Genomic DNA, 24,561 nt, shown 5'->3' with positions numbered 1-24,561 from the left:
CGGCTACGCTGGGCCCATGACCACCCCGAGCGGCGCCCCTGCGATGCACGACGGCGTGCCGACCGTCACGCTGCCCTGCGGACTCAGCGTGCCACGGCTGGGGCAGGGGACGTGGTTCCTGGGCGAGGACGCCTCTCGCCGCCACGACGAAGTGCGAGCGCTGCAGGCCGGGCTCGACGCGGGACTGACCCTCATCGACACCGCCGAGATGTACGGCGACGGTCGCTCCGAGGAGCTGGTCGCCGAGGCCATCGCGGGGCGCCGCGACGAGGTCTTCCTGGTGAGCAAGGTCCTCCCCTGGAACGCGACTCGGAAGGGAACGAAGCGCTCCGTCGAGGCGAGCCTGCGGCGCCTTCGCACGGACCGGCTCGATCTGTACCTGTACCACTGGCGAGGACACGTACCCCTGGCGGAGAGCGTGGAGGCCCTCGCTGCACTGCAGGAGCAGGGACTCATTCGGGCGTGGGGCGTGAGCAACCTCGACCCCGCCGACCTCGACGAGCTCTCAGCGCTCCCGGGCACGTCCGGCCCGCAAGGCGTGCAGACTGACCAGGTGCTGTACAACCTCACCCGCCGCGGCATCGAGGCCGACCTCCTCCCCCGGCTGCAGTCTGCGAGCATTCCGGTCATGGCCTACTCCCCCGTGGAGCAGGGCCGCGTCCTGGGCCACCCGGTCCTTGCCGAGCTGGCGGCCCGCCACCAGGCGACGGCCGCACAGATCGCTCTCGCCTGGGTCCTCCGGCACGACGGCGTGCTCGCCATCCCGAAGTCGTCCTCGGTGCAGCACACCCTCGAGAACCGCGACGCCCTCGAGGTCGAGCTCACGTCGGCGGACCTCGGCGACCTCGACGCTGCGTTTCCGGCGCCCCGGCACCCGGTACCGCTCGAGATGCTCTGAGCCCCGCCTAGACTGGACGCGTGCATCCCGCCTATCTTCCGTCCCCGACGGTCAACGCCTTCAGCCTCGGCCCGCTGAAGATCCATTTCTATGCGCTGTGCATCCTCGCAGGCATCGGAGTGGCCCTGTGGCTGACCGACCGGCGATGGGTCCATCGCGGTGGCAAGGCGGGCCAGGTGCTCGACATTTCGCTGTGGGCCATCCCCTTCGGCATCGTCGGCGGACGCATCTACCACGTGATCACGGACCCCGAGCTGTACTTCCTTCCGGGCAAGAATCCGTGGAACGCGTTCGCCATCTGGGACGGCGGCCTCGGCATCTGGGGCGCGATCGCGCTCGGCGGCCTCGGGGCCTGGATTGGCTGCCGCCGGGCGAAGGTCAACCTTGCGGACTATGCCGACGCTCTCGCCCCCGGCCTTCTCTTCGCCCAAGCCCTCGGCCGACTCGGAAACTGGTTCAACAACGAGCTCTACGGTGACCCCACGTCGCTGCCCTGGGGCCTCGAGATCCACGAGATGGACCCCGCGAGCGGCGGCGCGGCCGTCGGACCCGACGGACAGCCGATCGTCCTTGGCTACTTCCAGCCCACTTTCCTCTACGAAGCCTTGTGGTGCACCCTCGGCGGCATCGCCATCCTCGTGGCGGCGCGTCGATTCCGGCTCCCCCGCGGGGCCGAGTTCTGCCTCTATGTCATGGTCTACACCGCTGGGCGCTTCGCGGTCGAGCTCATGCGCTCCGACTACGCGAACCTGATCCTGGGGCTCCGCGTCAACACGTGGGTCGCCGGGCTCGTCTTCCTCGGCGGTGCCGTGGCCTTCGCGCTGCTCCTCCGCCGGGGGCGGCGCCCGGGCACAGACGACCACTCCGGCACAGACGACCACTCCGGCACCGACGATCGCTCCGGTACCGAGGACATCAAGTCGGCGCCGCAGACGTCGCCGTCAGACGATGTAGTGGACCCCGGCGACCGCCACTGAGATCGGGCCGGCGTAGGCGCGCTGCGCCTCCGCGACGGTCCGGTTCGCGTCGTTCCACACGGGAAGGTGCGTCAACAGCAGGCGCTTCGCTCCGGCGTCGGCAGCCGCCTGCCCAGCGCGAAGTCCGGTGAGGTGCACGCCGTCGATCGCGTCGTCGCGGCCCTCGTGGTAAGCCGCCTCGCACAGGAACATGTCCGCATCCAGGGCGGCTTCGAGCAGCCCAGGGCACGAGTCCGTGTCGCCCGAATACGCCAGAATCCGCCGCTCAAGGGTCCCGTCTCGACGGGGTTCCACGGCTTCGATGCGCATCGAGTACGCCTCGGCGATCGGGTGGCGGGCCGTGTGCACGGAGAAGCGGAACGGGCCCAGCTCAGTCGTCTCCCCCACGGCCCAGGTGTGGAACTCGAAGTCCTCGTGGAGGTCCGCAGCCGGTTCCATGTCCAGCGCGATCGAGAGGCGCCGTGCGGTGGCCTCGGGGCCCCAGACCGGGACGCGTCCCGAGCTCCAGCCCTTCGGATTCCAGTGGATCGCCACCTGAAGACCCGTCAGGTCCATGCAGTGATCAGGGTGGAGGTGGCTCAGCAGCACACCATCGATGTCCTCGAGGTCCATGTAGCGCTGGAGCGTGCCGAGGGCGCCCGAGCCGAGGTCCAGCAGGATGCGCCAGTCGCGTTCGCCGTCGTTCGCCGTCAGGAGGTAGCAGCTCGCCGGCGAACTCGGCCCCGGAAACGAACCGCTGCAGCCGACGATGGTGAGTTTCACTGCTGCATCTTATCCACGGGCAGGCCATCGGACGCAGACGGCGACACGAAGTAGGAAACGCGCCCGGTGCCCCCGGCGCTCGCATCCGCCCGCGCCGCCTCGATCATCTCGGGGGTGATCCGCGCGAGGCTTCCCGTGGGATAGTGCGCCGAGACATGCTCCGCGTGCTCCACGCGCTGGACCTCGGGCCCGAGGAAGCGTCGCGCGAGGACTTCGAACTGGGCGGCGTCCCCCGTGGCGAGAAAAGTGTGGCTCGGCGGCTCGAGGGAACGGCGCTCAAGACCATGGCTCACCAGAGCCCGGTACACGTCCTTCGCGGTCTCCTCGGCGCTCGAGACGAGGGTGACGCCGTCGCCCATGACATAGCTGATGACTCCGGTGAGCAGCGGATAGTGCGTGCAGCCCAGCACGAGCGTGTCCACGCCGGCCTCGCGCAGCGGCGCGAGATAGCCTTCGGCGGCGGCGAGGAGCTCCGGACCCGTGGTGACGCCGGCCTCGACGTAGCGGACGAAGTCCGGGCACGCCGCCGAGGCGATGTGCAGGTCAGGCGCGGCCGCGAAGGTGTCGTCGTAGGCGCGGGAGCCGATGGTTGCGCTTGTCCCGATCACGCCCACGCGGCCGTTGCGGGTGGCGACGACGGCCCGCCGGACCGCGGGCTGGATCACCTCGATCACGGGGATGCCGTAGCGCGCGGTGTAGCGCTCCCTCGCGTCGCGAAGGACCGCGGCGGAGGCCGAGTTGCACGCGATCGTGAGGAGCTTGACGCCCGAATCCACAAGCTCGTCCATGACGCCGAGGGCGTTGGCGCGGACCTCCGCGATGGGAAGCGGGCCGTACGGCCCGTGCGCCGTGTCGCCGACGTAGAGGACCGACTCATTCGGGAGCTGGTCGATGACCGCGCGGGCTACCGTGAGGCCACCCACCCCGGAGTCGAAGATCCCGATCGGGCGCTCCGACCGGTCGAGCAGGGGGTCCACAGCACGGGGACTCGTCATGCCCGGTCCGCCTGCCCGTGGCCGCCCTCGGCACGATACGCGGCCATCATCGCGTCGATGAGCGTCGTCTGGAGCCACGTGACGAAGTTGTAGACGAGGGCAAGGTAGGCGTCGACGTCGTCGTCCCCGACGTCAGACCAGTCCGTAATCTCGTGCACGCGCTCCGCGTCCTCCTCGGAACGGATGCCCAGGCGCTCGGCGAGGACCAGACGGACGTCCGTGAGCGCCGTCGCCCAATGCGCAGCGGCCGTCGCATCCAACAGGACGTCCTTGGACTCAAGGCCCATCGCCGCCGCCCGCAGCGCCCCAGCCTTGCTCTCCCGGAGCGAGCGCTCGGTGAGGCGGCGGAACTCCAGGGAGGCTTCGCCGTCGTCCTTGGAGACGTTCGGGAGGAGGCGTTTCAGCGCGGGGTCCTCCGGCTCGGCGGCGTTGGGAGTGATGCCGACGAGGGCAGCGAGCGGGTCCTCCTCCGGCTGCTCGTCGGGCTCAAGGAGTGCCACGACGTCGCGGAACAAACCCCGGAGCAGCTCGCGCTCGGCGTCTTCGAAGCGTCCGCTGATCCCCTTGCGCCCATAAGTGAACGGCTCAGCCATCCTCGCCAGCCCTCTCCACCGTGGCCCAAAGTCCAAAGTTGTGCATGGCGACGGCCTGCCGCTCCACCGTCTCCTTCGAGCCGTGGGACACGATGGACCGCCCCTCGGTGTGCACCTGCATCATGAGCGCGTCCGCCTTCTCCTCCGAGTATCCGAAGTAGGTCTGGAAGACGTAGCTCACGTAGCTCATCAGGTTGACGGGGTCGTTCCAGACGACAAGGTTCCAGGGCACCATCGACGCTGAGTCGGTTGCCGCCGTCGTCTGCTCGCGGAGGCCATGCGTGGGTTCCGTGGCGACGCTCAAGCTCATGTGGCCATTCTAGGCAGGGCTCGGCCGTCACCCCGGTTAGAGTGAACCCGTGACTCCCCGCACGTCGCTCTTCACAGACCATTACGAACTCACGATGCTCCAAGCTTCCCTCCACTCGGGGGCGGCGCACAGACGCTCGGTGTTCGAGGTCTTCGCGCGGCGGCTGCCCGACGGGCGGCGGTACGGCGTGGTCGCCGGAACGGGGCGACTCCTCGAGGGGATCGCCGACTTCCGCTTCAAGGACGAGGAGCTTTCCTTCCTTGAGAGCACGCGCGTAGTGAACCGCGAAACCCTCGACTACCTCGCCGACTACCGCTTCTCGGGCGACATCTGGGGCTACGCCGAAGGCGAGGTCTACTTCCCCAACTCGCCGATCCTCATCGTCGAGTCCACGTTCGCTGAGGCCTGCATCCTCGAGACCTACCTCCTGTCCGTGCTCAACCACGACTCCGCCATCGCCTCCGCCGCGTCCCGCATGACCATCGCCGCCAACGGCCGCCCGTGCATCGAGATGGGCTCGCGCCGCACCCACGAAGAGTCCGCCGTCGCGGCGGCGCGCGCCGCCGCCGTCGCCGGCTTCGCGAGCACGTCGAACCTCGCCGCCGGCCTGCGATACGGATTGCGGACCGTCGGCACGGCGGCCCATTCGTTCACCCTGCTCCACGACACCGAGCACGAGGCCTTCGAGGCGCAGGTCGCCTCGATGGGTCCGGGCACCTCGCTGCTGGTGGACACGTACGACGTCGAAACCGCCGTCCGCGCGGCCGTGGACATCGCCGGTGAGCAGCTGGGCGCCGTCCGGCTCGACTCGGGCGACCTCATCGGCCAAGCTCACTGGGTGCGGCAGCTCCTCGACGAGCTCGGCAACGTGAACACGCGCATCGTCGTGACGTCGGACCTCGACGAATACGCCATTGCCGCGCTGGCCGCCGCCCCCGTCGACTCCTACGGCGTCGGCACCTCCCTGGTGACCGGATCCGGCGCGCCCACCGCCTCGATGGTCTACAAGCTCGTGAGCCGGACCGACGACGACGGCCGCTTCGTCTCCGTCGCGAAGGCGGCGAAGAACAAGCAGACCGTGGGAGGGCGCAAATTCGCGTTGCGCCGTCTCGACGAGAACGGCGTCGCCACCGCAGAGCTGATCGGCGTGGGCCATCCCCCGGAGGGCGACAGCAACGACCGACCGCTCCTTGAGCATTTCGTGGTCAGCGGCGAACTCCAGCCGGGGTGGACCGGGCCCGCCGCCGTCGAGCGGGCCCGTGCCCGGCACGACGCGTCCATCGCCGAGCTGCCCGCCGCCGCGCGACGCATGCACCGCGGCGAGGCCGTCATCCCCACCGTGTACATCGAAGATTGAGAGTGGTGACATGAAGCGGGCCCTGATCATCGTGGATGTGCAGAAGGACTTCTGCGAAGGCGGATCGCTTGCGGTCGACGGCGGAGCCGCCGTCGCGTCTCGCCTCACCGACTATGTGGAGCAGCACGGCGAGGAATACGGCGCCATCGTCACGACCCAGGACTGGCACATCAAGCCCGGCGATCACTTCTCGGAGACCCCCGACTTCGTGGACTCGTGGCCGCCGCACTGTGTCGCAGGGACTCAGGGCGCCGCGTTCCACCCCAACCTCGACGTCTCGAGCGTCGACGCGATGTTCCGGAAGGGCCAGTACGCCGCCGCCTATTCCGGCTTCGAAGGGCACCTCGCCCAAGCTGGCGACGCGCAAGGGACTGCTGAGGACTCCCCGAGCCTTGGCGAGTGGCTCTCCCAGCGTGGGGTGACGGACGTCGACGTAGCCGGCATCGCCACCGACTACTGCGTGAGGGCGACCGCCCTCGACGCTGCTCGCGCCGGCTTCCACACCAGAGTGCTCAAGGAACTGTGCGCCGGGATCGCCGACGATCTCGAGCCTACGTATCGCGAGCTCGAAGCCGGGGGCGTTGCCCTCGCCTAAGGGGTCCCCACCCCCTTGCGCCGTCACCTCTGCAGGGTGTGCCTAGGCCGCACGTTGGCCGATGGCGGCGGAAATCCGCCGAATAACCCCGCGAAAGGCGCAACCGGAGACGCACCCCGCAAAGGTGACGGCGCAACCGGAGGGGGACCCCGTAAGGGCTGTCAGCCGCGGCCGATGAACCACTCCTGGAGCTTCTTGAGCCGGGCACGAAGCTGCTCCTCGCTCGCCTGCGCCACGGCGGGACCGCCGCACGTCTCGCGGAGCTTTGTATGCACCACGCCGTGGGGAGTCCCCGTTCGGGCGCTCCACGCCGACACATTCTTGGCGAGCTCGTTCCGGAGGTCCATGAGCCGCCGGTGGTCCGGAATACCGGCTGGCGACGAGCTGGGCACTCTGCGCCGCGACACCTGCTCCTGCTGGCGCTGCCGCAAGAGCGTCGCGACTTGGTCCGCGTCCAGCAGGCCCGGGATGCCGAGGAAGTCGAGCTCCTCGTCCGAGCCGATCTCTCCGCCGGTCCCGAACTCGCCGCCGTCGAACAGGACCCTGTCGAACGCGGCCTGCGACTCGAGCGCCTCGTACTTGCCCTTCGTGAGCGTGTCGGAGGCCTTCTCCTCCCGATTCGCTTCGTCGACCAGCGACTCCTCGAGGTCCATGAGGCCGTCTTCGTCCGACGACGGGCGATCCAGCGCGTGGTCGCGCTCGGCTTCCATGGTGTTGGCGAGCGCGGTGAGCTGTGGCACGGAAGGCAGGAAGACGGACGCGGTCTCCCCCCGCCGTCGTGCACGGACGAAGCGCCCCACGGCCTGCGCGAAGAACAGAGGTGTCGAGGTCGAGGTCGCGTAGACGCCGACGGCAAGGCGCGGCACGTCGACGCCTTCTGACACCATGCGCACCGCGACCATCCAGCGCGCGTCGCCCTCGGAGAACTCCTCGATGCGGCTCGAGGCCTTCGCGTCGTCGGAGAGGATGATGGCGGGCGACTGCCCGGTGATCTTCTTCAGCTGGCCGGCATAGGCCCGCGCGTCGTCGTGGTCGGTGGCGATGACGAGTCCGCCCGCGTCGGGCACAGTGCGCCGGACCTCCGTGAGTCGACGGTCGGCCGCTGCGAGCACTGCGGGGATCCACTCCCCCTGGGGGTTCAGAGCCGTGCGCCACGCTTGAGCGGTGACGTCCTTGGTCACGGCAGCTTCGCCGAGGGACGCGGCCATCTCCTCGCCCGCGCTCGTGCGCCACCGCATCTGTCCCGAGTAGGCCATGAAGATCACGGGCCGCACCACGTGGTCGCGGAGCGCCTGACCGTACCCGTACGTGTAGTCGGCCTTGGACCGTCGGATGCCGTCCTTGTCCTCGACGTAGTCCACGAACGGGATCGGCGAGGTGTCCGACCGGAACGGCGTTCCCGTGAGGGCAAGCCGCCGCACAGCGGGGTCGAAGGCCTCGCGCAGGCCGTCGCCCCACGAGAGGGATTCGCCGCCGTGGTGGATCTCGTCAAGGATCACGAGGGTCCGCGCAGCCTCGGTCTTGGCGCGGTGGAGAAGGGGCTTGCTCGCCACCTGGGCATAGGTCACCGCAACGCCCCGGAAGTCCCGCCCGTGCTGGCCGTCCGAGTTCTTGAAGTTGGGGTCGATCGCGATGCCCACCCGGGCGGCGGCGTCGGCCCACTGACGCTTGAGGTGATCCGTTGGCGCCACGACGGTCACCCGGTTCACGACTCCGCGCTCCAGGAGGGTGGACGCGATGCGGAGGGCGAACGTGGTCTTTCCGGCGCCGGGGGTTGCGACGGCGAGGAAGTCCCGCGGGGCTTGGGCGAGGTACTTGTCCAGGGCCTCCTGCTGCCAGGCACGCAGCTTGGGCGCCGTGCCCCAGGCTGCGCGCTCCGGATAGGCAGGGGGAAGCTGGGGGGCGGCCGCCGAGCTGGAGGAGTCCGGGCTGCCGCCGAAGAGAGTGTCCGTCATGCGCGATCCGCCTCGCGGGCGGCGGTCGACGGCGTTCGCGTCCTGGTGGCGGCGACCGCGGCAAGGAGCGCGGAGACAGCCAGGACGAGGACGAGAAGGGTGAAAACGCCTGTGCCCGGGGTTCTGTCCGGGTTGAGCAGCAGGGAGTACAGCGTTCCGGCTCCGGCGGTTCCAATCACTCCACCGAGCATATCGGCCAACTGGAGGGAGGCCGAATTCCTTCCGCGCGCCGCCGCGTCGCTCAGGTCGAGGACGAGCACAGACGTCGTGGACATCGACAGTCCCATGCCCATGCCCGCGAACGCCCATGCGAGTGCGAGGAGGAACGGCTCTGCATGGGCCGAAACGACCGCCGCGACCGCGAGCATGCAGCCGAACAGCAGGGCCGCGCCGAGGACGAGGAACATGGGCCGCGGGAGCCAGCCCTTCGTCTGGGCGAACGAGCCAGCGGTCCAGCCGAGCGCGCCGCCTGTCAGGGCGAGGCCGGCGATCGACGGCTCAAGCCCGTAGCGGTCCACGAGCATGAGCGGGATGAACGCTTCTGCTCCGAAGAAGGCGAGCGTGAGCAGGCCCCGGACGACGACGACGGCGGGCAGCCCCCGTGCGATGCGGAGGGAGCCCGGGGGGAGCAGCCGCGGGACCGTGGCGACGACGAGGGCCAGCCCTGCGAGGCCCACCACGCCGAGCACTACGGGGGTGAGGGCGTCACGAAGCGCCGGATCGACCCACGACTGCGCCGCCCACTGCGCCCCAGCGACACCGATGGCGAGACCCGCGCCGAGGAGGGCTCGCCGTCGTCCTTCGCCCGAGGCCATCGATTTCTCCTCAGGCGCCCGCAGGCCACGCACCCGCGGCCACATGAAGATCACCGCAGCCACCACGATCGGTGCAACCCCGAAGAAGACGGGCCGCCAGCTCACGTGCTCGGCCAGCAGCCCCGAGACATACGGCCCCACGAGCGAGGGCACGACCCACGCCGCGGAGAACCAGCCGAACACGACCGGTTGCAGCGCAGACGGGAGGGCCTGGCCGATGATCACGTAGACGGGCACGATCATGAAACCAGCCCCGGCACCGGAGACCATCCGCCCGAGGGTGAAGGCGCCGAAGTCCCATGCGCCACCGCAGAGGACGAGTCCCGCGCACATGAGCCCGAGGCCAGTCAGGAGCGACGGACGCGGGCCCGAATGGTCACACCAGGGACCGGCCGCGGCCGTCGCTGCGAGCGAAGCGGTCAGGTAGAGCGAGAAGGCGAGGCCATACGCCCGCTGCCCTCCGAGGTCAGCGGCGACCACGGGCATGGCCGTGGTGACGGCCATGGCCTCGAAGGCACTGCACGTGACGATCGCGAGGAGGCCCACCACCAGACCGCGGTAGGGGCGGGACATGACACCTCGGGCCCCACCCGAGGCCAACTTAGGCGTCGTCGCCGTTGTTGTTGCCGTCGTTGCCCGGCCGCAGGCCCTCGTAGATCTCCTTGCAGGTGGGGCAGACGGGGAACTTCTGCGGATCCCGCCCGGGAGTCCACACCTTGCCGCAGAGGGCGACCACGGGTTCGCCCGTGAGGGCGGATTCCATGATCTTCTCCTTGCGCACATAGTGGGAGAAGCGTTCGCGGTCACCCGGTTCGAGCTCCTCGCGGACCTCCTCACGCTCGATCGTCGTGGTCGAGCCCGAGGTCGAAGGATCCCGCGGATCGTTCGCGTACGGATCGTAGGGGTCAGCTGTGCTCATGGATTCCATGCTAGCAACGGGGTCCGACAGCGGGGCTGGGAAACGCGCTCAGCCCGCCCTCACGAGCGCGGCGTAGACCTCCGGACCCCGCCGGTCCAGCCAGACTCCCCCGAGCCGGATGCCGAGCCAGAAGAGCGCTCCCCCGAGTACCGCGCCCACGCCGAGTCCTGCCCAGCCGTAGCCTGCCGACCCCGTGGTCGAGGCGAACGCCACCAGCACGATCTCAGGCAGGACAAGGACGCCCAGCACGATGAGCCCCACGAACTGCACCACGAACGTCTGGGCCGTGTTGCCAGCAGGGCGCTTGAAGGGGCTCTCCCCCGGCAGGGGCACCGTCACAGTGAAGCGGGCCGAGACGACCGACGCAAGGCCTATTCCGCTCATCAGCACGCCGACAACGAGGCCCAGGTAGGCGGGAAGGAGGCTCCAGCGCCCCGAGATGGCGAACGGGACCAGGGCGACGACGAGCGCGAGCGGCAGCGCGAACGTCAGCAGCGCAAGCGCTCTGCCCCACCGGTCGTCGCGACCCCGAACGCCCGCCGAGAGGTGGAGCGAGAACGCCGTGGAGTCGTAGGAGATGTCGCTGGCGAGTGACCAGGCCAGGAGGAACGCGGCGAACGGGCCGGAGAGGAGGAAGACGTCCGACTGATGCCGCTGCAGCGAGGAGAAGTACAGGATGATGGGCACGAGGGGCACGATGATCAGGGCGGTCCCGTAGCGGGGGTCCCGCACCCAGTAGGTGAGCGACCGGGCCGCGATGGCGCCCGCGGGGCTTGCGGGCATCACGCCGAAGAGCCCCAGGCCCCGGCGCCCGCTCCGTGCCGAGGGCGCGGCCCGGCCCGACGGTGCGACGAGGGCCCGGCCGAGGGCGTGAGCCCAGCCCCATACGGCTAGCCACAGGGATGCCGCGGCGATCGCCAGCTGAGCGAGGGCCTCGGGAGCATGACCATCCGCGAAGGACGCCGGCGCCGAGAAGGCAGCGCCGAGCGGAGTCCACGCGAGGACGGCGGCGAGGCCACGCAGTGCATCCGGGTTTGTTTCCATGCCGCGGACCGCGAGGGCAATGATCGGTCCGAGAAGTACGAGCGGGACCATCATGGCCATCCGGCTCGCCTCCCGGAACCGGCGGGACGAGGCCAGATCCGTCACCGCGCTCGCGACGAGCCGGCTCGCGCTCACGCAGAGGCCGAGCGCCAGGATCGCTCCCACCACGGCGACGGCGAACGTGCCCGGGCTCCTCGACCACGTGACCGTGGAGGCGGCCAGAGCCACAGTGGTGCAGACGCCCGGAACTCCGATGAGGGCAGCCACCGATTGCCCGACGACGAGGCGCGAAAGGGGAATCGGGAACAGCGCGAAGCGGGACGGGTCGAGGGTGAGGTCCACGCCCGAGACCAAGATGGGGGCGAGGGTCCAGCCTGCAAGGAGCGCAGAGCCGCCGAGCACGACGATCGGGCCGGCGACCGCAACGTCGGCCAGACGCAGCGCAATGAGACCCACCACGGCGAGCAGGAGGACACCGAGGCCGTACAGGGCGGCGATGATGAGGCCGATGAGCTGACCCACGCTGCGGCGCAGCCCATTGCGAAGGAGCAGGAGCTTGAGGGTGATCAGGTGTGCAACCATGAGAGGCCCTCCGTGGGCCCATGGCCCCCGACCAGTTCGACGAACCTGTCCTCGAGGGTGGAACCGGCGCGCACCTCGTCCACGGTCCCGGAGGCCAGGATGCGGCCTTGGGCCACGACGGCAACGTGGTCGCACATGCGCTGGACCAGATCCATGACGTGGCTTGAGACGATTACCGTCCCGCCCGAGCGGACGTAGTCCGCCAGAATGCCCCGGATGTTGGCCGCCGAGACCGGATCGACGGACTCGAACGGTTCATCCAGCACAAGGAGCCGCGGCGCGTGGACGAGCGCGGCCGCCAGGGCGATCTTCTTGGTCATGCCGGCGGAGTAGTCGACCACGAGGGACCGTGCATCCGCTGTGAGGTCGAAGGCCTCGAGCAGGTCACGCGCCCGTCCGGCGACGGTCTGTCGGTCCAGACCGTGCAGAAGGCCCGCGTACGTGATGAGCTGTTCGCCGCTGAGCCGGTCGAACAGCCGCACACCGTCCGGCAGCACCCCCGTGAGGCGCTTGGCCGCGAGGGGATCCTTCCAGACGTCCACGCCGAGGACAACGGCGGTTCCGTCGTCCGGGCGAAGGAGGCCGGTGGCCATCGAGAGGGTGGTGGTCTTTCCGGCACCGTTGGGGCCGACGAGTCCGAAGAAGGACCCCGTCGGCACCTCGAGGCTGATGCCGTTGACGGCCGTCTTCCCGCCGAAGGACTTGACGAGCCCGCGCAGCGAGAGCGCCGAGTCAGTGGGGTATCCCGATGCTGGTGCGACGGGATAGCTGGGCAGCGTCATGGCCGAGTCAGAAAAGGACCCGCGCGAGCTGCTGACGGGCCGAGCTCACGCGCGGGTCGGCGGCGCCGACCACCTCGAAGAGCTCAAGGAGGCGCACCCGTGCCGTCTCCCGCTCGGGACCGAAGTTCCGACTGATGAACGCGACGATGCGGGAGAACGCGTCCTCGACGTGCCCGCCCACCACATCGAGATCGGCGACCGTGAGCTGCGCCTCGAGATCGTCAGGAGACTCGGCTGCCGCCTTGCGGGCCCGCTCCGCATCGTCCTGCCCGAGCTTCTCGACCCGGGCCATGAGGTGCACTTGGGCCAGCATCGCCTTGGCCTCGTGGTCTGCCGGGTACTCGGCGAGCTCCTTGGTGAGCGCCTCCTCGGCGCCTGCGTAGTCGCCCTTTTCGAGCGCGTCGTACGCCTCCTGCAGCCGGGGCGGAAGCGGTGGCTCAGCCTGCTCGGGCGCGGGCCCGCCATCCACCGTTCCGGTGACTCCGTTCGCCTCGGCGACGCGGAGCAGCTCGTCGAGCAGCTGGCTCACCTGCGCGGGCGCCGCCGCTCCCTGGAAGAGCGGGATGGGCTGCCCTTTGAGGAAGGCGACGGCCGTAGGGACGGCCTGGATCGCGAGCGCCTGGGCGAGCTGCGGGAAGGCCTCGATATCGGCAGTGCTGTAGGCGATCCGGCCGCCGTAGCCGGCTAGCTGAGCGCCGAGGTCGTCTCGGACACGCTGGGACTCGGGCGAATACTGCGCCCAGAGGAGGACGAGCACGGGCACGCGGGCCGAAAGCTGGACGAGCTCGGGGAAGCTGGCTTCGTCCACGGCGAGCGCCGGGGGCGCCTCCCCTTCCGGGGCGGTGCGGTTGGCACCCACTCCTGGGGCGCTGTCCGTGGGGTGCGCGGCATGCTGCGGTGGCGTGGCCGTGGCTCGCGCCTTGAGCGCCGAAAGGTCGACGGCGCCCCGGAGGCTCATAGACGGCAGAGGGCTGGGCTGGCGGGAACCGGGAACGCTCATGCCTCAACCATAATGCGAGACGCGGACAGCGCGAGGGGCGGACGGCACGTGCCGCCCGCCCCTCGCGCTCAGGAGCTCCTCACAGAGCTCAGCTGACGCTCGCGCCCACCAGATTGCGGGTCGCGCCAACCAGGGTCAGCTGCTGCTTCCCTCCCGCCGGCGGAATGTAGAGCGCCACAGATTCGCGGAACTGGAGCGACATCTTGGTGGATGCCTCCTTGCCTCCCGCGAGAGCAGCGGCGTCTTCGACGACCGTGAGCTTGTCGCCCTCCGCCTTCGGGGTTCCGTCGATCGTGAAGTCGAGCGGGGCAATGAGCAGCGCTCCGCCGTCTGCCGTCCGATACGCCACCGCGTCATTCGCTGTGGGGTTGTGGGCGAAGGTCAGGTTCCCGTTCGGGCTCGCCTTCACGATGTCCGACTCGTAGCCGAGGGTGTCCTTGATGTAGGCGTTCTCGGGGATGCGGTCCGCCCACGCGTCGGGGTTGGTCAGACGGTCGCCGAGGCCGCGCAGCGCCTCCGCCGGGCTGTACGCAAGGCCTGTCTTCGCATCGAGCGGCACTTGCGCGGCCCCTGCCTTGAGGGCGTTGGGGAACGTGGAGCCCGGCAGGAGCGGCGAGGCCTCGACCAGCCGGTAGTTTGCCCGCGCATCGTCCTGGCGCAGCGTGAGGATCTGCGGCGTCGTGTTCCCGTCGCCCTGGGTCACCGCAATAACGGTCCGCGGCCAGCTGCGGGCAACCGTCACGACGCTCGTGAGGAGCCGCGAGCTGCGCACCGGGGTGAGGGCTGCGGCGGAAGCCACCGAGGCACGGATCTTGTAGTTCTGCGTGCGGGCCAGCAGCGCCGATTCAGCGACGCGCGGCTCGAGCTTCTTGGCGTCCTTCGCCTGATCGCCCGCGGCGACTGCGTTTGCGGTCTGGTCCAGGATCCGCTGCAACTGCTCGTCCGTGACGACCTTCTGCTGCGGCGACGCCGACTGCGGGGCAGCCGTCGACGGGCTGGGGGCGGGCGTGGTGGCAGCCTGCGCTGCCGCGGCCCCGCCCGTCAGGGCGAGGACGACGGCGGCAAGCGCCGATCCGGCCCGCCGCACCCCGGCGGGGCTCACGGCGCGGCGCTCGGCCGTCGGCGTGGTGGGGCCGCCGCTGCCGGGTTCAACTGAGGTCCGCGGGCGGCCATCGGCGGAGCGGAGCGGGGAGCCGGGCCACCGGCCGCGGAAGACGATCAAGGCGGCGCCGGCGAGAAGCAGGAGGAGGCCCAGGACGATGAGCGGAACGGCCCACGGTGTGGTGGCATTGCTCGGCCACGTGACGGTGATGTCGTGGGGCGCGGGCTTGGTCCCGTCGGTTGCGAGCACAAGCTGCCACGCGCCGTCGTCCGGCAGGTCCCAGTGGTAGTCCAAGCTCCCGGAGGCACTTTGGCTCGTGGCGAAGGTGTCGGCTCCTGCGGGCGAAGGAGCAGTCGGATCGCCGGCCGTGTAGGTCGCGGTCAGCTGCTTGCCGTCCGCGGATCCGCCGTCGATCGTGGTGTGGGCCGTCTTGCCGACCCACGCCGCCACGTCATCCGGCCGACCCGCGGCGAGGACGAAGTTGCCGTCGCCCTTGATGGTGACGTCGGCCTGCCCTCCGCGCAGATTGCGGAGCTTCGTATCGATGACGGTCAGCGGGGCAGCCTTGGTGTCGGCCGGCAGAGTGGCCGTCACAGTAGTAGGAGGCGCCCAAAAGGTCAGCTGGCCGATGCCGGCCACGAGAGCTATCAGGCCCAGCAGCAAGAGTGCGGCTGTGGTCTTGAATCGCACGGAAAAATACCTCGGGTAGGGGAAATCGAACACTCAATGGTAACCAAATCGTGACCTGAAGGCCGAGTCGGCGTCTCAGTGCGCTCTCACCAGCCCCGAACAGCGCGGCTGGTAGGGTGGCCGCAGGTCTCGTGGGAGGGCAGTAGCTGTGGCAGACGAACCCAGCGGAATGGCGTCCGGATCGGCTGCCGGCTCCGGTGGACAGGGCGAAGGCGAACACATTCGGGCCGCCCGGCGGTGGGGGCAGATGCGGTCCTTCGCAAACCGGCTCCGCGGCCCGTTTCCCGGCGCTCAGCCACGCGTTCGATTCCAGATGCCGCCGCTCCAGGAGCTTCCGAGCGAGCCGCTTCCCCCTGAGGGGGACTTTGGGCGCCCGGGACCGCGCATGTCCCCCAAGCACCCGATCTATGTCGGTTTCATGGGAACCGTCGGCGTGGGCATCGCCCTCGCGCTGTTCTATATCGCGCAGCACACCACTCAGCTGCTCGTCTGGATCCTCGGCGCGCTCTTCATCGCCCTCGGCCTCGACCCTGTGGTGCGTTGGCTCGAGGGCCGGAAGGTGCCGCGTGCGGCGGGGATCACCATCACGCTGCTGGCGCTCCTCGCGGTCTTCGCGGCCTTCTTCGGCACGCTCATCCCCACGCTCGTCGACCAGATCGCGCAGATCGTCTCCGCCTTCCCCGACTGGATCAACAGCATCGTCCAGTCGGACTGGTACAAGAGCCTGGACGAGCAGTTCGGCATCAAGCAGCGCGTCACGGACGAACTGCAGAAGTTCGGGCAGAATTCGGAGGCCGTCTCGAACGTCTTCGGCGGCGTGCTCGGGGTCGGGACGACGATCGCGAACTCGGCGTTCGGCGCCCTCGTGGTCCTCGTGCTGAGCCTGTACTTCCTTTCGGCCCTGCCTGCCATCAAGACGTGGGCCTACCGGCTGGCCCCGCGTTCGCGCCGCGTCCGCGTGGAGGCGCTCTCAGAGGAGATCACGCGATCCGTGGGCAACTACGTGATCGGCCAAGTCTGCGTCGCCGTGCTGAATGCCACCTACGCGTTCATCGTCATGTCCATTCTGCGGGTGCCGTACGCGGCCCTGCTGGCCTTCGTCGTCGGGTTCCTCGCCTTCATCCCGCTTGTGGGTGGCGTGGTGGCGGGCACCACGATCGTGCTCGTCGCGCTCACCGAAGGCTGGCAGGTGGCGCTCGTGCTCGCGATCGCCTATTTCGCCTACCTCCAGTTCGAGGCCTACTTCGTCTCGCCCCGCATCATGCAGAAAGCGGTCGCCGTACCGGGGCCCGTCGCCGTCATCTCGGTGATCGCGGGCGGAAGCCTGCTCGGGGTCCTCGGAGCCCTCATCGCGATTCCGACCGCGGCCGCGGTCATGCTGCTCATCCGCGAGGTGTTCATCGCGCGGCAGGACCAGCACTGACCGCGTCCCGGCAGCGACCGATCCCGGCAGCGGCGGAACCCAGGGCGGGGCCGGAGCGGCGGGGATCAGCTCGCGGCGATAGCCACTGGCCCCTCCCACGAGGTCGGCAGCGGCCGATCCTCATTCCCAGTCACAGTGGCGACGATCTCACCGAGGACGCGCTGGACGAACTTCTCCCCCACCCAGAGGTGCTTGGCGCCGCCGACCCCCAGGACGCGGGCCTGCGGCACCGCCGCGAATCGCTTCGCGGCCTCCTCGGGCCGCAGGTAGTCATCGTGCTCGGGCACGAGCACCGTGAGGGGCTTGCCTGAGGACCCCCAGACTGCGAGGTCCGCGTCGCCTGCCCGGTGCAGGGGCGGCGAGAGCAGGATCCCGCCCTCGATCTCGGGCTCCACGGGGGGAACCGCGCCATATTTGAGGGCGAGCTCCGTCCCGAAGGACCAGCCCACCAGCCAGCGCCTCGGCAAGCCGTGGTCCACCGCGAAGCGGACCGCGGCCTCGACATCGGCGCGCTCCCCCACGCCCTCCTCGAATCGGCCCTCACTCGTGCCGCGGGGGCTCGACGTGCCGCGGGTGTTGAAGCGGACGACGGCGATTCCCGCGAGCGCTGGAAGCCGGAAGGACGCTTTCCGGAAGACGTGCGAATCCATGAACCCGCCATGAGTGGGCAGAGGGTGGAGGGTCACCAGCGTCGCCACGGGATCCCGGTCTACCGGGACCGCCAGCTCCCCCACGAGCGTCAGCCCGTCGTCGGTCTTCAGCTCGATGTTCTCCCGCCGAGCCGGGAGTACGGTGTTCGCGCGGATCTCGGCGGGCGAGGCGGGCTGGCTGAACTCATAGGACGCGGGGTCGAAGGGCATGCTCCCCAGCCTAGGCGCTCAGCGGTACTTGAACCGGCGGGTCCGCCAGCAATGCGTGTGCCAGTGCCGGCGTTCGGCAATGCCGGCCTCCTCGCCGAAGAGGTGGTCGTCCGCCCACACGACCAGATGCGCGACGCCGGGTGGGATGGTGCGAGAGCAGCCTGGGCAGGTGTAGTCCTTCGCCGCGTTCCGGGTGGTCACCTGACGGACCCGCCACTCGCCGTCGGGCGCCGACTCGAGGCGCGCGAAGCCCGCGAGCACCCGTTCGAGGTCGAAGTCCTCGCCGTCCTCGTCGCGGCGCTCGTCTGCGGGGCGCGGCGCCGTCGGGGGCCTTCCTGCACGGCGCGGACGACGGGGGTGGTTGGACCGGGGCATGGTCCCATTCTCTCTTGGCGGTAGAGTGCTCGGGTGCGACTTGTCATTGCCCGCTGCTCCGTGGACTACGAAGGCCGCCTCAAGGCCCATCTTCCCCTCGCGACCCGACTGCTCCTCGTCAAGGCCGACGGCTCGGTGCTGGTCCACTCGGATGGAGGCTCCTACAAGCCGCTCAACTGGATGAGCCCGCCCGCCACTCTCCGGGTCACGGCCGCCGAGGACGTGTCCGGGACCCTGGACGAGGGCGTCGTCGAGCAGTGGACCGTGCAGTCGGCGAAGACGGACGACCGGCTGATCGTGAACATCCACGAGCATCTTCACGATTCGAGTCATGAACTCGGCGTGGATCCCGGCCTCATCAAGGACGGCGTCGAGGCGGATCTGCAGCGCCTGCTGGCCGAGCAGATCGAGACGCTCGGCGACGGCTTCACCCTGATCCGGCGAGAGTACGCGACCGCTATCGGACCCGTCGACATCCTCGCGCGGGATGCGAAGGGCGAGACGGTCGCCGTGGAGCTCAAGCGGCGCGGCGACATCGACGGCGTCGAACAGCTCACGCGGTACCTCGAGCTGCTCAACCGCGATCCGCTCCTTGCCCCGGTGCGCGGCGTCTTCGCCGCGCAGCAGATCAAGCCCCAGGCGCGCGTCCTTGCGACCGACCGCGGGATCGAGTGCCTGACCCTGGACTACGACGCGATGCGCGGCGTCGACGACAGCGAGTCGCGCCTCTTCTGAAGCCCGCCCGAGCGGCAGCGTCTGCCTCGCCTATCATCGTCGTATGACTTCGCCGGACGCCCCCCAGCCCCGCCTCGTCGCCCGCGGGCGGATTGTGACCGATGGGGAAGCGGTCGACGACGGATTGGTCGCCATCGAGGGCGACCGGATCGTGTACGCCGGTCCCGCGGGCGGGTTCGACGCGACGGACGAATTCAGTGGCGCCGGTTTCAGCGGCGCCGAGGAATTGAAGGTCCCCGAGGGCGCGCTCCTGCTCCCCGGGCTCGTGGACCTCCACTGTCACGGCGCAGCGGGCGGCGACTTCCCCAGCGCCGACGAGGACTCCGTGCGCCAGGCCCTCGACTTCCTCCACCGCTCCGGCACGACCACGCTCCTCGCAAGCCTCGTCGCAGCCCCGCCCGAAGAGCTCCTGCGCGGCATTCGCCTCTTCGCGAGGCTCGATGGCGAGGGCCTCGTCAGCGGCATCCATCTCGAAGGCCCGTTCCTCTCGCCGACGCGCTGCGGCGCCCAGAATCCCGATCATCTGCTCGAGCCCGATGTGGGCCTCGCCCAAGAGCTCATCGAGGCCGCCGACGGCAAGATGATGACGATGACGTACGCGCCCGAGCTCCCGGGCGCAGACGCCCTCGTCGACCTGCTCATCGAACATGGCGTCACGCCGTCCCTCGGGCACACGGACGCGGACGCCGCGACCGCGGAGGCCTCACTCGCGCAAGCGTGCGAGGAGCTGGACGAGCTGGCAGCGGCCGGCTTCGACGACCAGGAGGCCGTCCCCACCGTCACTCACCTCTTCAACGCCATGCCTCCCCTCCTCCCCCGCGCACCGGGCCCCGTCGCGGCCTGCCTGCGGGCGGCTGCGGCCGATCGGGCCGTCGTCGAACTAGTTGCCGACGGCGTCCACCTCGATCCGGCGACGGTCCGCATGGTCTTCGACCTCGTGGGCGCGGGCAACATCGCTCTTGTCAGCGACTCGATGGCGGCCGCTGGGCTCGGCGATGGGCCCTACACCCTCGGCGGCTCGCCAGTCACCGTTCAGGACGGCGTCGCCACCCTGGATGCAACCGGCGCCATCGCTGGAGGGACGTGCACACTGCTGGACGTGGTCCGTCACACTGTGGGGGCGGGTGTCCCCCTCGAATCGGCCGTCAGGTCCGCGACGGCAGTTCCGGCCGCCGTGCTCGGCCGGTCTGACGAATTCGGAAGCCTGCGACGGGGCCTCTGCGCCGACCTTGTGGTCACCGATTCTGAACTGCGCCTCGTCGCAGTAGTGCGCAAGGGGAATACCCTCACGCTGCCGGTCAGCTCTTAGTCCGAGTCCCTTCCACGGGAACTGCCGGTCTGATTCAGAAATTGTTTGCTCGAAATTGGTGCATTGTCTTTCGACGGCATTGACCGTGCATGCGCGGCATGATTGGCTATAGGCAGTCTTGAGTAGTCAGCAGTATCTGTGAGCTAGCAGCCAGTTCAGCTAGCAGAGTTGCTCGCAAGACCGTTGCGAGCGCGAAGCTCCTGATAACCAGTGCGTGTCAGGTTCTTCCCGCGGAGTAACTGGGCGCCCCGCAAAGAGCGGGGAGCCGTCGATCGGCAATCCACAGGAGAATCAGGAAATATGGCACAGGGAACCGTGAAGTGGTTCAACGCTGAGAAGGGCTTCGGCTTCATCACCCCCGACGACGCCGATGGCGACGTCTTCGTCCACTACTCGGAAATCAAGTCGAACGGCTTCCGCACGCTCGAGGAGAACCAGCGAGTCGAGTTCGAAATCGGCCAGGGCGCCAAGGGCCCCCAGGCGACGGGTGTGATCGCTCTCTGAGCGAGCCTGCCTCACACGAGGGCCCCGGGGTTCACCCCGGGGCCCTCGTGTTTGTCACAGTGGATAAGTCATAGAAGGGCGCATTTGTGACAGGTCTTGTCACTAATCGCCTGACCCGACGAGGCTTCGCAACAGGCGCATGCGGTGGCGCATCGTGAGGCCAGGCAGGTAGGCCTCCGCCAAGGCGCGCCCGATCGCCGGCAACTGCAGAGTGTCCTGATAGTACATGTAGAGCGCTCGATACTCGGGCTGGAAATGCGATTTGAAGCGGGCGAGCGAACGGAAGCCATAGATCGGTTCGAGAGCCTGTCCGGTTGCCTCGAGAATGCGGCCCAGGAGTTCGTCCTCGCCCTCGACAACGGCGCGCTCGCCCGCGGGATCTGCCGCAAGCGGTGAACCCGAAAGGGAAATGGTGTCCACGGACGAACGAAGTTCCGCGACGGCCGACGCCACGAGGAATTCCATGACTCCCGGGAATCCATCTGGGCTCCGGCGCATGAAATCGAGCGTCCAGCTCACCACGTGGCCTTCGCTGTAGACGGGCAGCCAGCTCGTCGCCCCGTGAAGCCGGCCCTCGCCGTCGACAGCGAGGCAGAGCAGGACCTCGGGATCCCTGAGCTCGTCCAGCCCGCCGAGAGTGAAGCCCATGTCAGGCAGCGCCTTGCGTGCCGACCACTCCTCCGACAGGATGTGCAGCTGGGAACGCCGGTGCGGGCTGAGGGCGGCGTAGCGGGCCCATTCGGTGCGGACCCCCAGCTTCCGTGCTCGGTTCACTGCCGTCCGGACGTTCTGCCAGTCCTTGCCCTTGAACTCGAGTTCGCGGATTCTCAGGCGCGTCTCCTGCGCTACCTCGACGCGCCGGAAGCCGCGTTCTCTCAGAAGCGGCCAATGCTCGTCGGTGACCGAATAGAAGCACGGCACGAGCGCGTGACGGGAGCAGTAGGCGATGAACCCCTCGAGCACGTTCGGCCACCTGCCCGGCGCTCCGATCGGACCGCCGACAGACAGCGCGACGCGGCCATGCTGCTGGAAGGCGATCCCCGCCGTCGCCTGGTCGTCGAACCAGAAGCGGTTGGGCGGCCATAGCGTCATCCAGGAAAGGCTCTCTCCCCCGCGATGGACGAGCCGGCGGGCCAGATGGAGGCTGTCGTCGCGGCGGCCCAGCGTCTGCTGGCCCCGGAGCACCGCGAAGCTGACCCCTACCAGGGCGGCGGCCCAGACGACGAGCCCGCTGTACGTGAACAGCCACAGCTCCAACTCATCCCGGTGTCGGAAGAGCGGGCCGTAGCTGACGGGGATCGGCGAAGGAAGGTACTGACGCACGATCTCCTCGGCGAGACCCCAGAGTCCGCCCGGGCGCGTCAGACCGCCGTCTTGAAGCCACAGGATCGCGTACAGAGACACGAGGCCGCCAACGAGGACGGCGCCGGCGAGCTGGAGTCGGCGGCGCATTCCGCGGGCCGTTTCGACGGGGAACAGGTCCCGGTGCATCCACAGCACCACAACGAGCAGAAGGGCGACGAGCGCCACCGGGAGCAGGTGGACGAAGCCCGAGCCGAGGACGCCGAAGCGGCCACGAGCTGGCTGGTAGGGAATGCGGAGGAAGAGGCCGAGGTAAACGGCCGTGAGCGCGACCGTCGCAAGCTGGACGACGATCGCCAGCCGCAAGGCAACAGACCGGCCCCGCCGCAGCCCCTCCGCGCACACGAGAAGGATCAGGACGGGCATGATGGCGGTGAGGTAGCCCGCCGGGGAGAGAACCGTGGGCTGGCCGGCTTGCAGACACGCGACGTCGACGGATCCCCCGCAGTCCTGCTGCAGCTGCGTGAGCGCGGGAATCGGGTTCAGCACCATGTCCCTCACGAGCGCGAGCGGCCCGCTCGGGCTCCGGCTCAGGGCCGTCAGAATTGGGCCCACCGCCACCACTGCGACGCAGAGCGCGAGCAGATTGCGACGCTCGCGGATGCTGGGCAGTCGGAGATGGCGATCATGGGCCGGGCCCCGGGACCACCAACCCGCAGCGAGCCCCACGAGGGCTCCGATGAGGCCCAGGACAGTCTCCGAATGCCCCACGTACAGCACGAGCATTCCGGCGACGGCGAGAACGGCGGCGCGCACGCGGCGCCTCATGAGCGTCCCCAGCGAACTGCTCGCGGCCACCCCGCACACGAGTGCCGCAGGGTAGGGCCCGAGGATGGGAACGTCCACCATCGACCCCAGCCAATCGTCGCCCGACCAGCTGGCCAACTGCGTCACGGCGAAGAACACCACGAGGCTGGCGAGCTGGCCGCCGAAGAACACCGCGAGGGTCCGCCAGGGCCCCAGACTTCGCTCGGAGATCGGGACCAGCACGGCCAGGACCAGCGTGCCGGCAACGTAGGCCAAGGGGTTCGAGGCGAAGAAGATGGACGTGGCGAACGCCCACCACTGCCCCGAACGAAGGGAGGCGATATCGCCGCCCACCACGTCGTACAGCTGCTGATTGGGTCCCGACAGGATGCTGTCCGAGGCGAGCCCCACAGACCAGAACACGGCGACGAGGATCAGGGTGACGGGGTAGCGGCCAAGGGCCGTGGTCCAGCGCGCCGTCACGTCGCGCAGGGCGGCGCCCAATGCCTGGCCCCCTGCGGCGCGCGTCTCCGCCGTCATCGTGCGAGCCTCCAACGCTGGGCGAGGAGGCTCAGGGCCTCCGGCCACGTCTTCGCGATCATCTCCCACGAGTGTCCCTCGCCGTCAGCCAGGGCGTGATGGACCTCCACTCCTGACGCGCCAGCGTGCTCGCCGATCACGGCGGCCTGACGCTGGAAGTCCTTGTCCTTCGACCCGGCGGCGAGGAAGAGGAGCAAGCCGTCGTGGCGGCTTGCGGCGAAAAAGTGCGAGGGGACCTGGGCGTCGAAAGCCGCCTCGTCGCCGTCGAACGCCAGATCGACCGTCTTCGACCGCTCCTTCGCGAGGGCGGGCTCCTCCTCCGCTGCGAAGGCCAGCGCTCCCGAGACAAGTTCCGGATGCTTCGCGAGGAGCTGGACCGAGCAGGTCCCGCCGAACGAGAAGCCGCCCGCGGCCCAGCGATCCGCGCTCGTGGCGACGGTGAGGTGCGTCTTGATCCAGGGAATGACGTCCCGCACCAGATAGCTCTCGGCGGCGCCCAGCTTGGTGTCCATGCACATGGTGTTGGCCGACGGGCTGCCAAGCGGATCGACGACGACCGCAACCGGAGCAATCCCGCCGTGCTCCGCGGCAAACAGGTCCAGCTTCTCCCGCAGGCGCCCGCCGGAGAGCCAGTCCGCGGGGTTGCCAGGCTGGCCGGGCATCAGCAGCAGCACAGGAAGCTCGGGCCGCGTCGGCCCGAAGTATGCCGGCGGGAGGTAGATGTAGGCGGGGCGGGCCTTGAAGCCTGAGACCGTACCGGGGATGGGGGCGGTACGAAGGTCGCCCGTGTGCGGCAGCCCCTCGGGCGGGCGGCGCCAGTGCTCAAGCGGAACCGAGCGCGAACCGGAGCGCTCGAGGGCGGGCTCCAGCTGAGCCACATGGGCGATGGACACGCCTGCGAGGTCGGCCACGGTGCGGTTGAGGCCGAAGTAGGCGTTCACCAACTGCCCCGAGAGCAGCACGGTCGCGGCGGCAGCGAGAACAGCGACGGCGCGCCGGCCCCAGGCGCGCCGTGCGGTGCCGAGCCGCACCAGCACGAGCACAGCGAGCAGAACACCGAGGACGCCGAATCCCGACGCCGTGAGGACTTCGGCGGGGAGATCCTCAGGAAAGACATTGAGCAGGTCGACCAGGATCCAGTGGATCACGCCGGTCAGGACCACAGCGAGGACAAACGTGACAGCCGCCAGGACCACGCCCCGGCGCCAGTCGTGACGACGCCCTGCGATCGCGAGGGCCAGGAGCATCGCCGCGCCAGCCACCCCCAGAGCCCAGCACGCGACGGCTACGGGACCGTCGATGATTCTCAGCTGGTACAGGGCGTCCATGC

General features: G+C 69.3%; 23 protein-coding genes. 8 read left to right on the top strand and 15 right to left on the bottom strand.

What is annotated here, in order from left to right; translation table 11 throughout:
- Positions 1–16 precede the first annotated feature (16 nt).
- Both E5679_RS00615 and lgt read left to right on the top strand, forming a co-directional pair.
- Entirely contained in the window at positions 17–898 is an 882-nt protein-coding gene (locus tag E5679_RS00615) for an aldo/keto reductase (RefSeq protein ID WP_275092529.1), read from the top strand.
- A 20-nt stretch (positions 899–918) separates the two neighbouring features.
- The gene (gene lgt, locus E5679_RS00610) at positions 919–1,875 is read left to right on the top strand and encodes a prolipoprotein diacylglyceryl transferase (protein WP_138413170.1); all 957 of its coding nucleotides are present in this window, start codon (positions 919–921) and stop codon (positions 1,873–1,875) included.
- Here the strand turns inward: lgt and E5679_RS00605 are convergent.
- The 4 genes from E5679_RS00605 to clpS are packed head-to-tail and all read right to left on the bottom strand — an operon-like array spanning position 1,840 to position 4,535.
- On the bottom strand, positions 1,840–2,637 hold the full coding sequence (locus tag E5679_RS00605; protein ID WP_138413169.1) for an MBL fold metallo-hydrolase: 798 nt from the start codon (positions 2,635–2,637) through the stop codon (positions 1,840–1,842). The two genes, lgt and E5679_RS00605, sit on opposite strands and share 36 nt — an antisense overlap.
- Positions 2,634–3,632: a glutamate racemase gene (gene murI, locus E5679_RS00600; RefSeq protein ID WP_138413168.1), complete on the bottom strand. Its 999-nt coding sequence runs from the start codon at positions 3,630–3,632 to the stop codon at positions 2,634–2,636. Before murI ends, E5679_RS00605 begins: the two co-directional genes overlap by 4 nt.
- Positions 3,629–4,225 (bottom strand): DUF2017 domain-containing protein, encoded by a 597-nt coding sequence (locus E5679_RS00595; RefSeq protein WP_138413167.1) that lies wholly within the window; start codon positions 4,223–4,225, stop codon positions 3,629–3,631. Before E5679_RS00595 ends, murI begins: the two co-directional genes overlap by 4 nt.
- Positions 4,218–4,535, bottom strand: a complete 318-nt coding sequence (gene clpS / locus E5679_RS00590; protein ID WP_138413166.1) for an ATP-dependent Clp protease adapter ClpS — start codon at positions 4,533–4,535, stop codon at positions 4,218–4,220. The genes E5679_RS00595 and clpS overlap by 8 nt, the downstream gene beginning before the upstream one ends.
- A 49-nt stretch (positions 4,536–4,584) precedes the next feature.
- Between clpS and E5679_RS00585 the strand changes: the two genes are divergently transcribed.
- Together E5679_RS00585 and E5679_RS00580 are read left to right on the top strand one after the other, a co-directional pair.
- Positions 4,585–5,892: a nicotinate phosphoribosyltransferase gene (locus E5679_RS00585; RefSeq protein WP_275092528.1), complete on the top strand. Its 1,308-nt coding sequence runs from the start codon at positions 4,585–4,587 to the stop codon at positions 5,890–5,892.
- A gap of 10 nt (positions 5,893–5,902) precedes the next feature.
- Positions 5,903–6,487, top strand: coding sequence for an isochorismatase family protein (locus E5679_RS00580; protein WP_138413165.1), 585 nt, complete (start codon positions 5,903–5,905; stop codon positions 6,485–6,487).
- A gap of 161 nt (positions 6,488–6,648) precedes the next feature.
- On the opposite strand, the gene E5679_RS00575 is transcribed toward E5679_RS00580, so the two are convergent.
- From E5679_RS00575 to E5679_RS00545, 7 genes are all read right to left on the bottom strand, one after another.
- Positions 6,649–8,442, bottom strand: coding sequence for a DEAD/DEAH box helicase (locus E5679_RS00575; protein WP_138413164.1), 1,794 nt, complete (start codon positions 8,440–8,442; stop codon positions 6,649–6,651).
- Entirely contained in the window at positions 8,439–9,830 is a 1,392-nt protein-coding gene (locus E5679_RS00570; RefSeq protein WP_138413163.1) for an MFS transporter, read from the bottom strand. The genes E5679_RS00575 and E5679_RS00570 overlap by 4 nt, the downstream gene beginning before the upstream one ends.
- A 28-nt stretch (positions 9,831–9,858) precedes the next feature.
- Positions 9,859–10,176, bottom strand: coding sequence for a DUF3039 domain-containing protein (locus E5679_RS00565; protein WP_420821022.1), 318 nt, complete (start codon positions 10,174–10,176; stop codon positions 9,859–9,861).
- Positions 10,177–10,224: 48 nt separating this feature from the next.
- Complete coding sequence (locus E5679_RS00560) at positions 10,225–11,802, bottom strand: transporter (protein ID WP_138413161.1); 1,578 nt, start codon at positions 11,800–11,802, stop codon at positions 10,225–10,227.
- Complete coding sequence (locus E5679_RS00555) at positions 11,787–12,584, bottom strand: ABC transporter ATP-binding protein (RefSeq protein ID WP_138413160.1); 798 nt, start codon at positions 12,582–12,584, stop codon at positions 11,787–11,789. Before E5679_RS00555 ends, E5679_RS00560 begins: the two co-directional genes overlap by 16 nt.
- 7 nt (positions 12,585–12,591) lie before the next feature.
- Entirely contained in the window at positions 12,592–13,584 is a 993-nt protein-coding gene (locus tag E5679_RS00550) for a tetratricopeptide repeat protein (protein WP_138413159.1), read from the bottom strand.
- Positions 13,585–13,672: 88 nt separating this feature from the next.
- A complete protein-coding gene (locus E5679_RS00545; protein WP_138413158.1) occupies positions 13,673–15,376 on the bottom strand; it encodes a DUF8094 domain-containing protein in 1,704 nt (567 codons plus the stop codon).
- A gap of 169 nt (positions 15,377–15,545) precedes the next feature.
- Here E5679_RS00545 and E5679_RS00540 point away from each other — a divergent pair, with 169 nt between their 5' ends.
- Positions 15,546–16,799 carry an AI-2E family transporter gene (locus E5679_RS00540; RefSeq protein ID WP_138413489.1) on the top strand — a complete coding sequence of 418 codons (1,254 nt, stop codon included), beginning with the start codon at positions 15,546–15,548 and terminating at the stop codon, positions 16,797–16,799.
- A 65-nt stretch (positions 16,800–16,864) separates the two neighbouring features.
- Here the strand turns inward: E5679_RS00540 and E5679_RS00535 are convergent, their stop codons facing one another.
- Entirely contained in the window at positions 16,865–17,659 is a 795-nt protein-coding gene (locus tag E5679_RS00535) for an alpha/beta hydrolase (RefSeq protein WP_138413157.1), read from the bottom strand.
- An 18-nt stretch (positions 17,660–17,677) separates the two neighbouring features.
- Positions 17,678–18,034 (bottom strand): ATP/GTP-binding protein, encoded by a 357-nt coding sequence (locus tag E5679_RS00530; protein ID WP_138413156.1) that lies wholly within the window; start codon positions 18,032–18,034, stop codon positions 17,678–17,680.
- Between the two features lie 33 nt (positions 18,035–18,067).
- Here E5679_RS00530 and nucS point away from each other — a divergent pair, with 33 nt between their 5' ends.
- The 3 genes from nucS (at position 18,068) to E5679_RS00515 (ending at position 20,582) form a co-directional block, all read left to right on the top strand.
- Positions 18,068–18,769 (top strand): endonuclease NucS, encoded by a 702-nt coding sequence (gene nucS, locus E5679_RS00525; protein WP_138413155.1) that lies wholly within the window; start codon positions 18,068–18,070, stop codon positions 18,767–18,769.
- Positions 18,770–18,812: 43 nt separating this feature from the next.
- Positions 18,813–20,078, top strand: coding sequence for an N-acetylglucosamine-6-phosphate deacetylase (locus E5679_RS00520; RefSeq protein ID WP_138413154.1), 1,266 nt, complete (start codon positions 18,813–18,815; stop codon positions 20,076–20,078).
- 300 nt (positions 20,079–20,378) lie between these two features.
- Entirely contained in the window at positions 20,379–20,582 is a 204-nt protein-coding gene (locus tag E5679_RS00515) for a cold-shock protein (protein WP_138413153.1), read from the top strand.
- Between the two features lie 102 nt (positions 20,583–20,684).
- On the opposite strand, the gene E5679_RS00510 is transcribed toward E5679_RS00515, so the two are convergent.
- Entirely contained in the window at positions 20,685–23,231 is a 2,547-nt protein-coding gene (locus tag E5679_RS00510; protein ID WP_138413152.1) for a DUF2156 domain-containing protein, read from the bottom strand.
- The gene (locus E5679_RS00505) at positions 23,228–24,559 is read right to left on the bottom strand and encodes an alpha/beta hydrolase (protein ID WP_138413151.1); all 1,332 of its coding nucleotides are present in this window, start codon (positions 24,557–24,559) and stop codon (positions 23,228–23,230) included. Before E5679_RS00505 ends, E5679_RS00510 begins: the two co-directional genes overlap by 4 nt.
- Positions 24,560–24,561 lie beyond the last annotated feature (2 nt).

Source organism: Sinomonas gamaensis, from assembly GCF_005876955.1.
GTDB lineage: Bacteria > Actinomycetota > Actinomycetes > Actinomycetales > Micrococcaceae > Sinomonas > Sinomonas gamaensis.
This window is presented reverse-complemented; position numbering and strand designations above follow the sequence as displayed.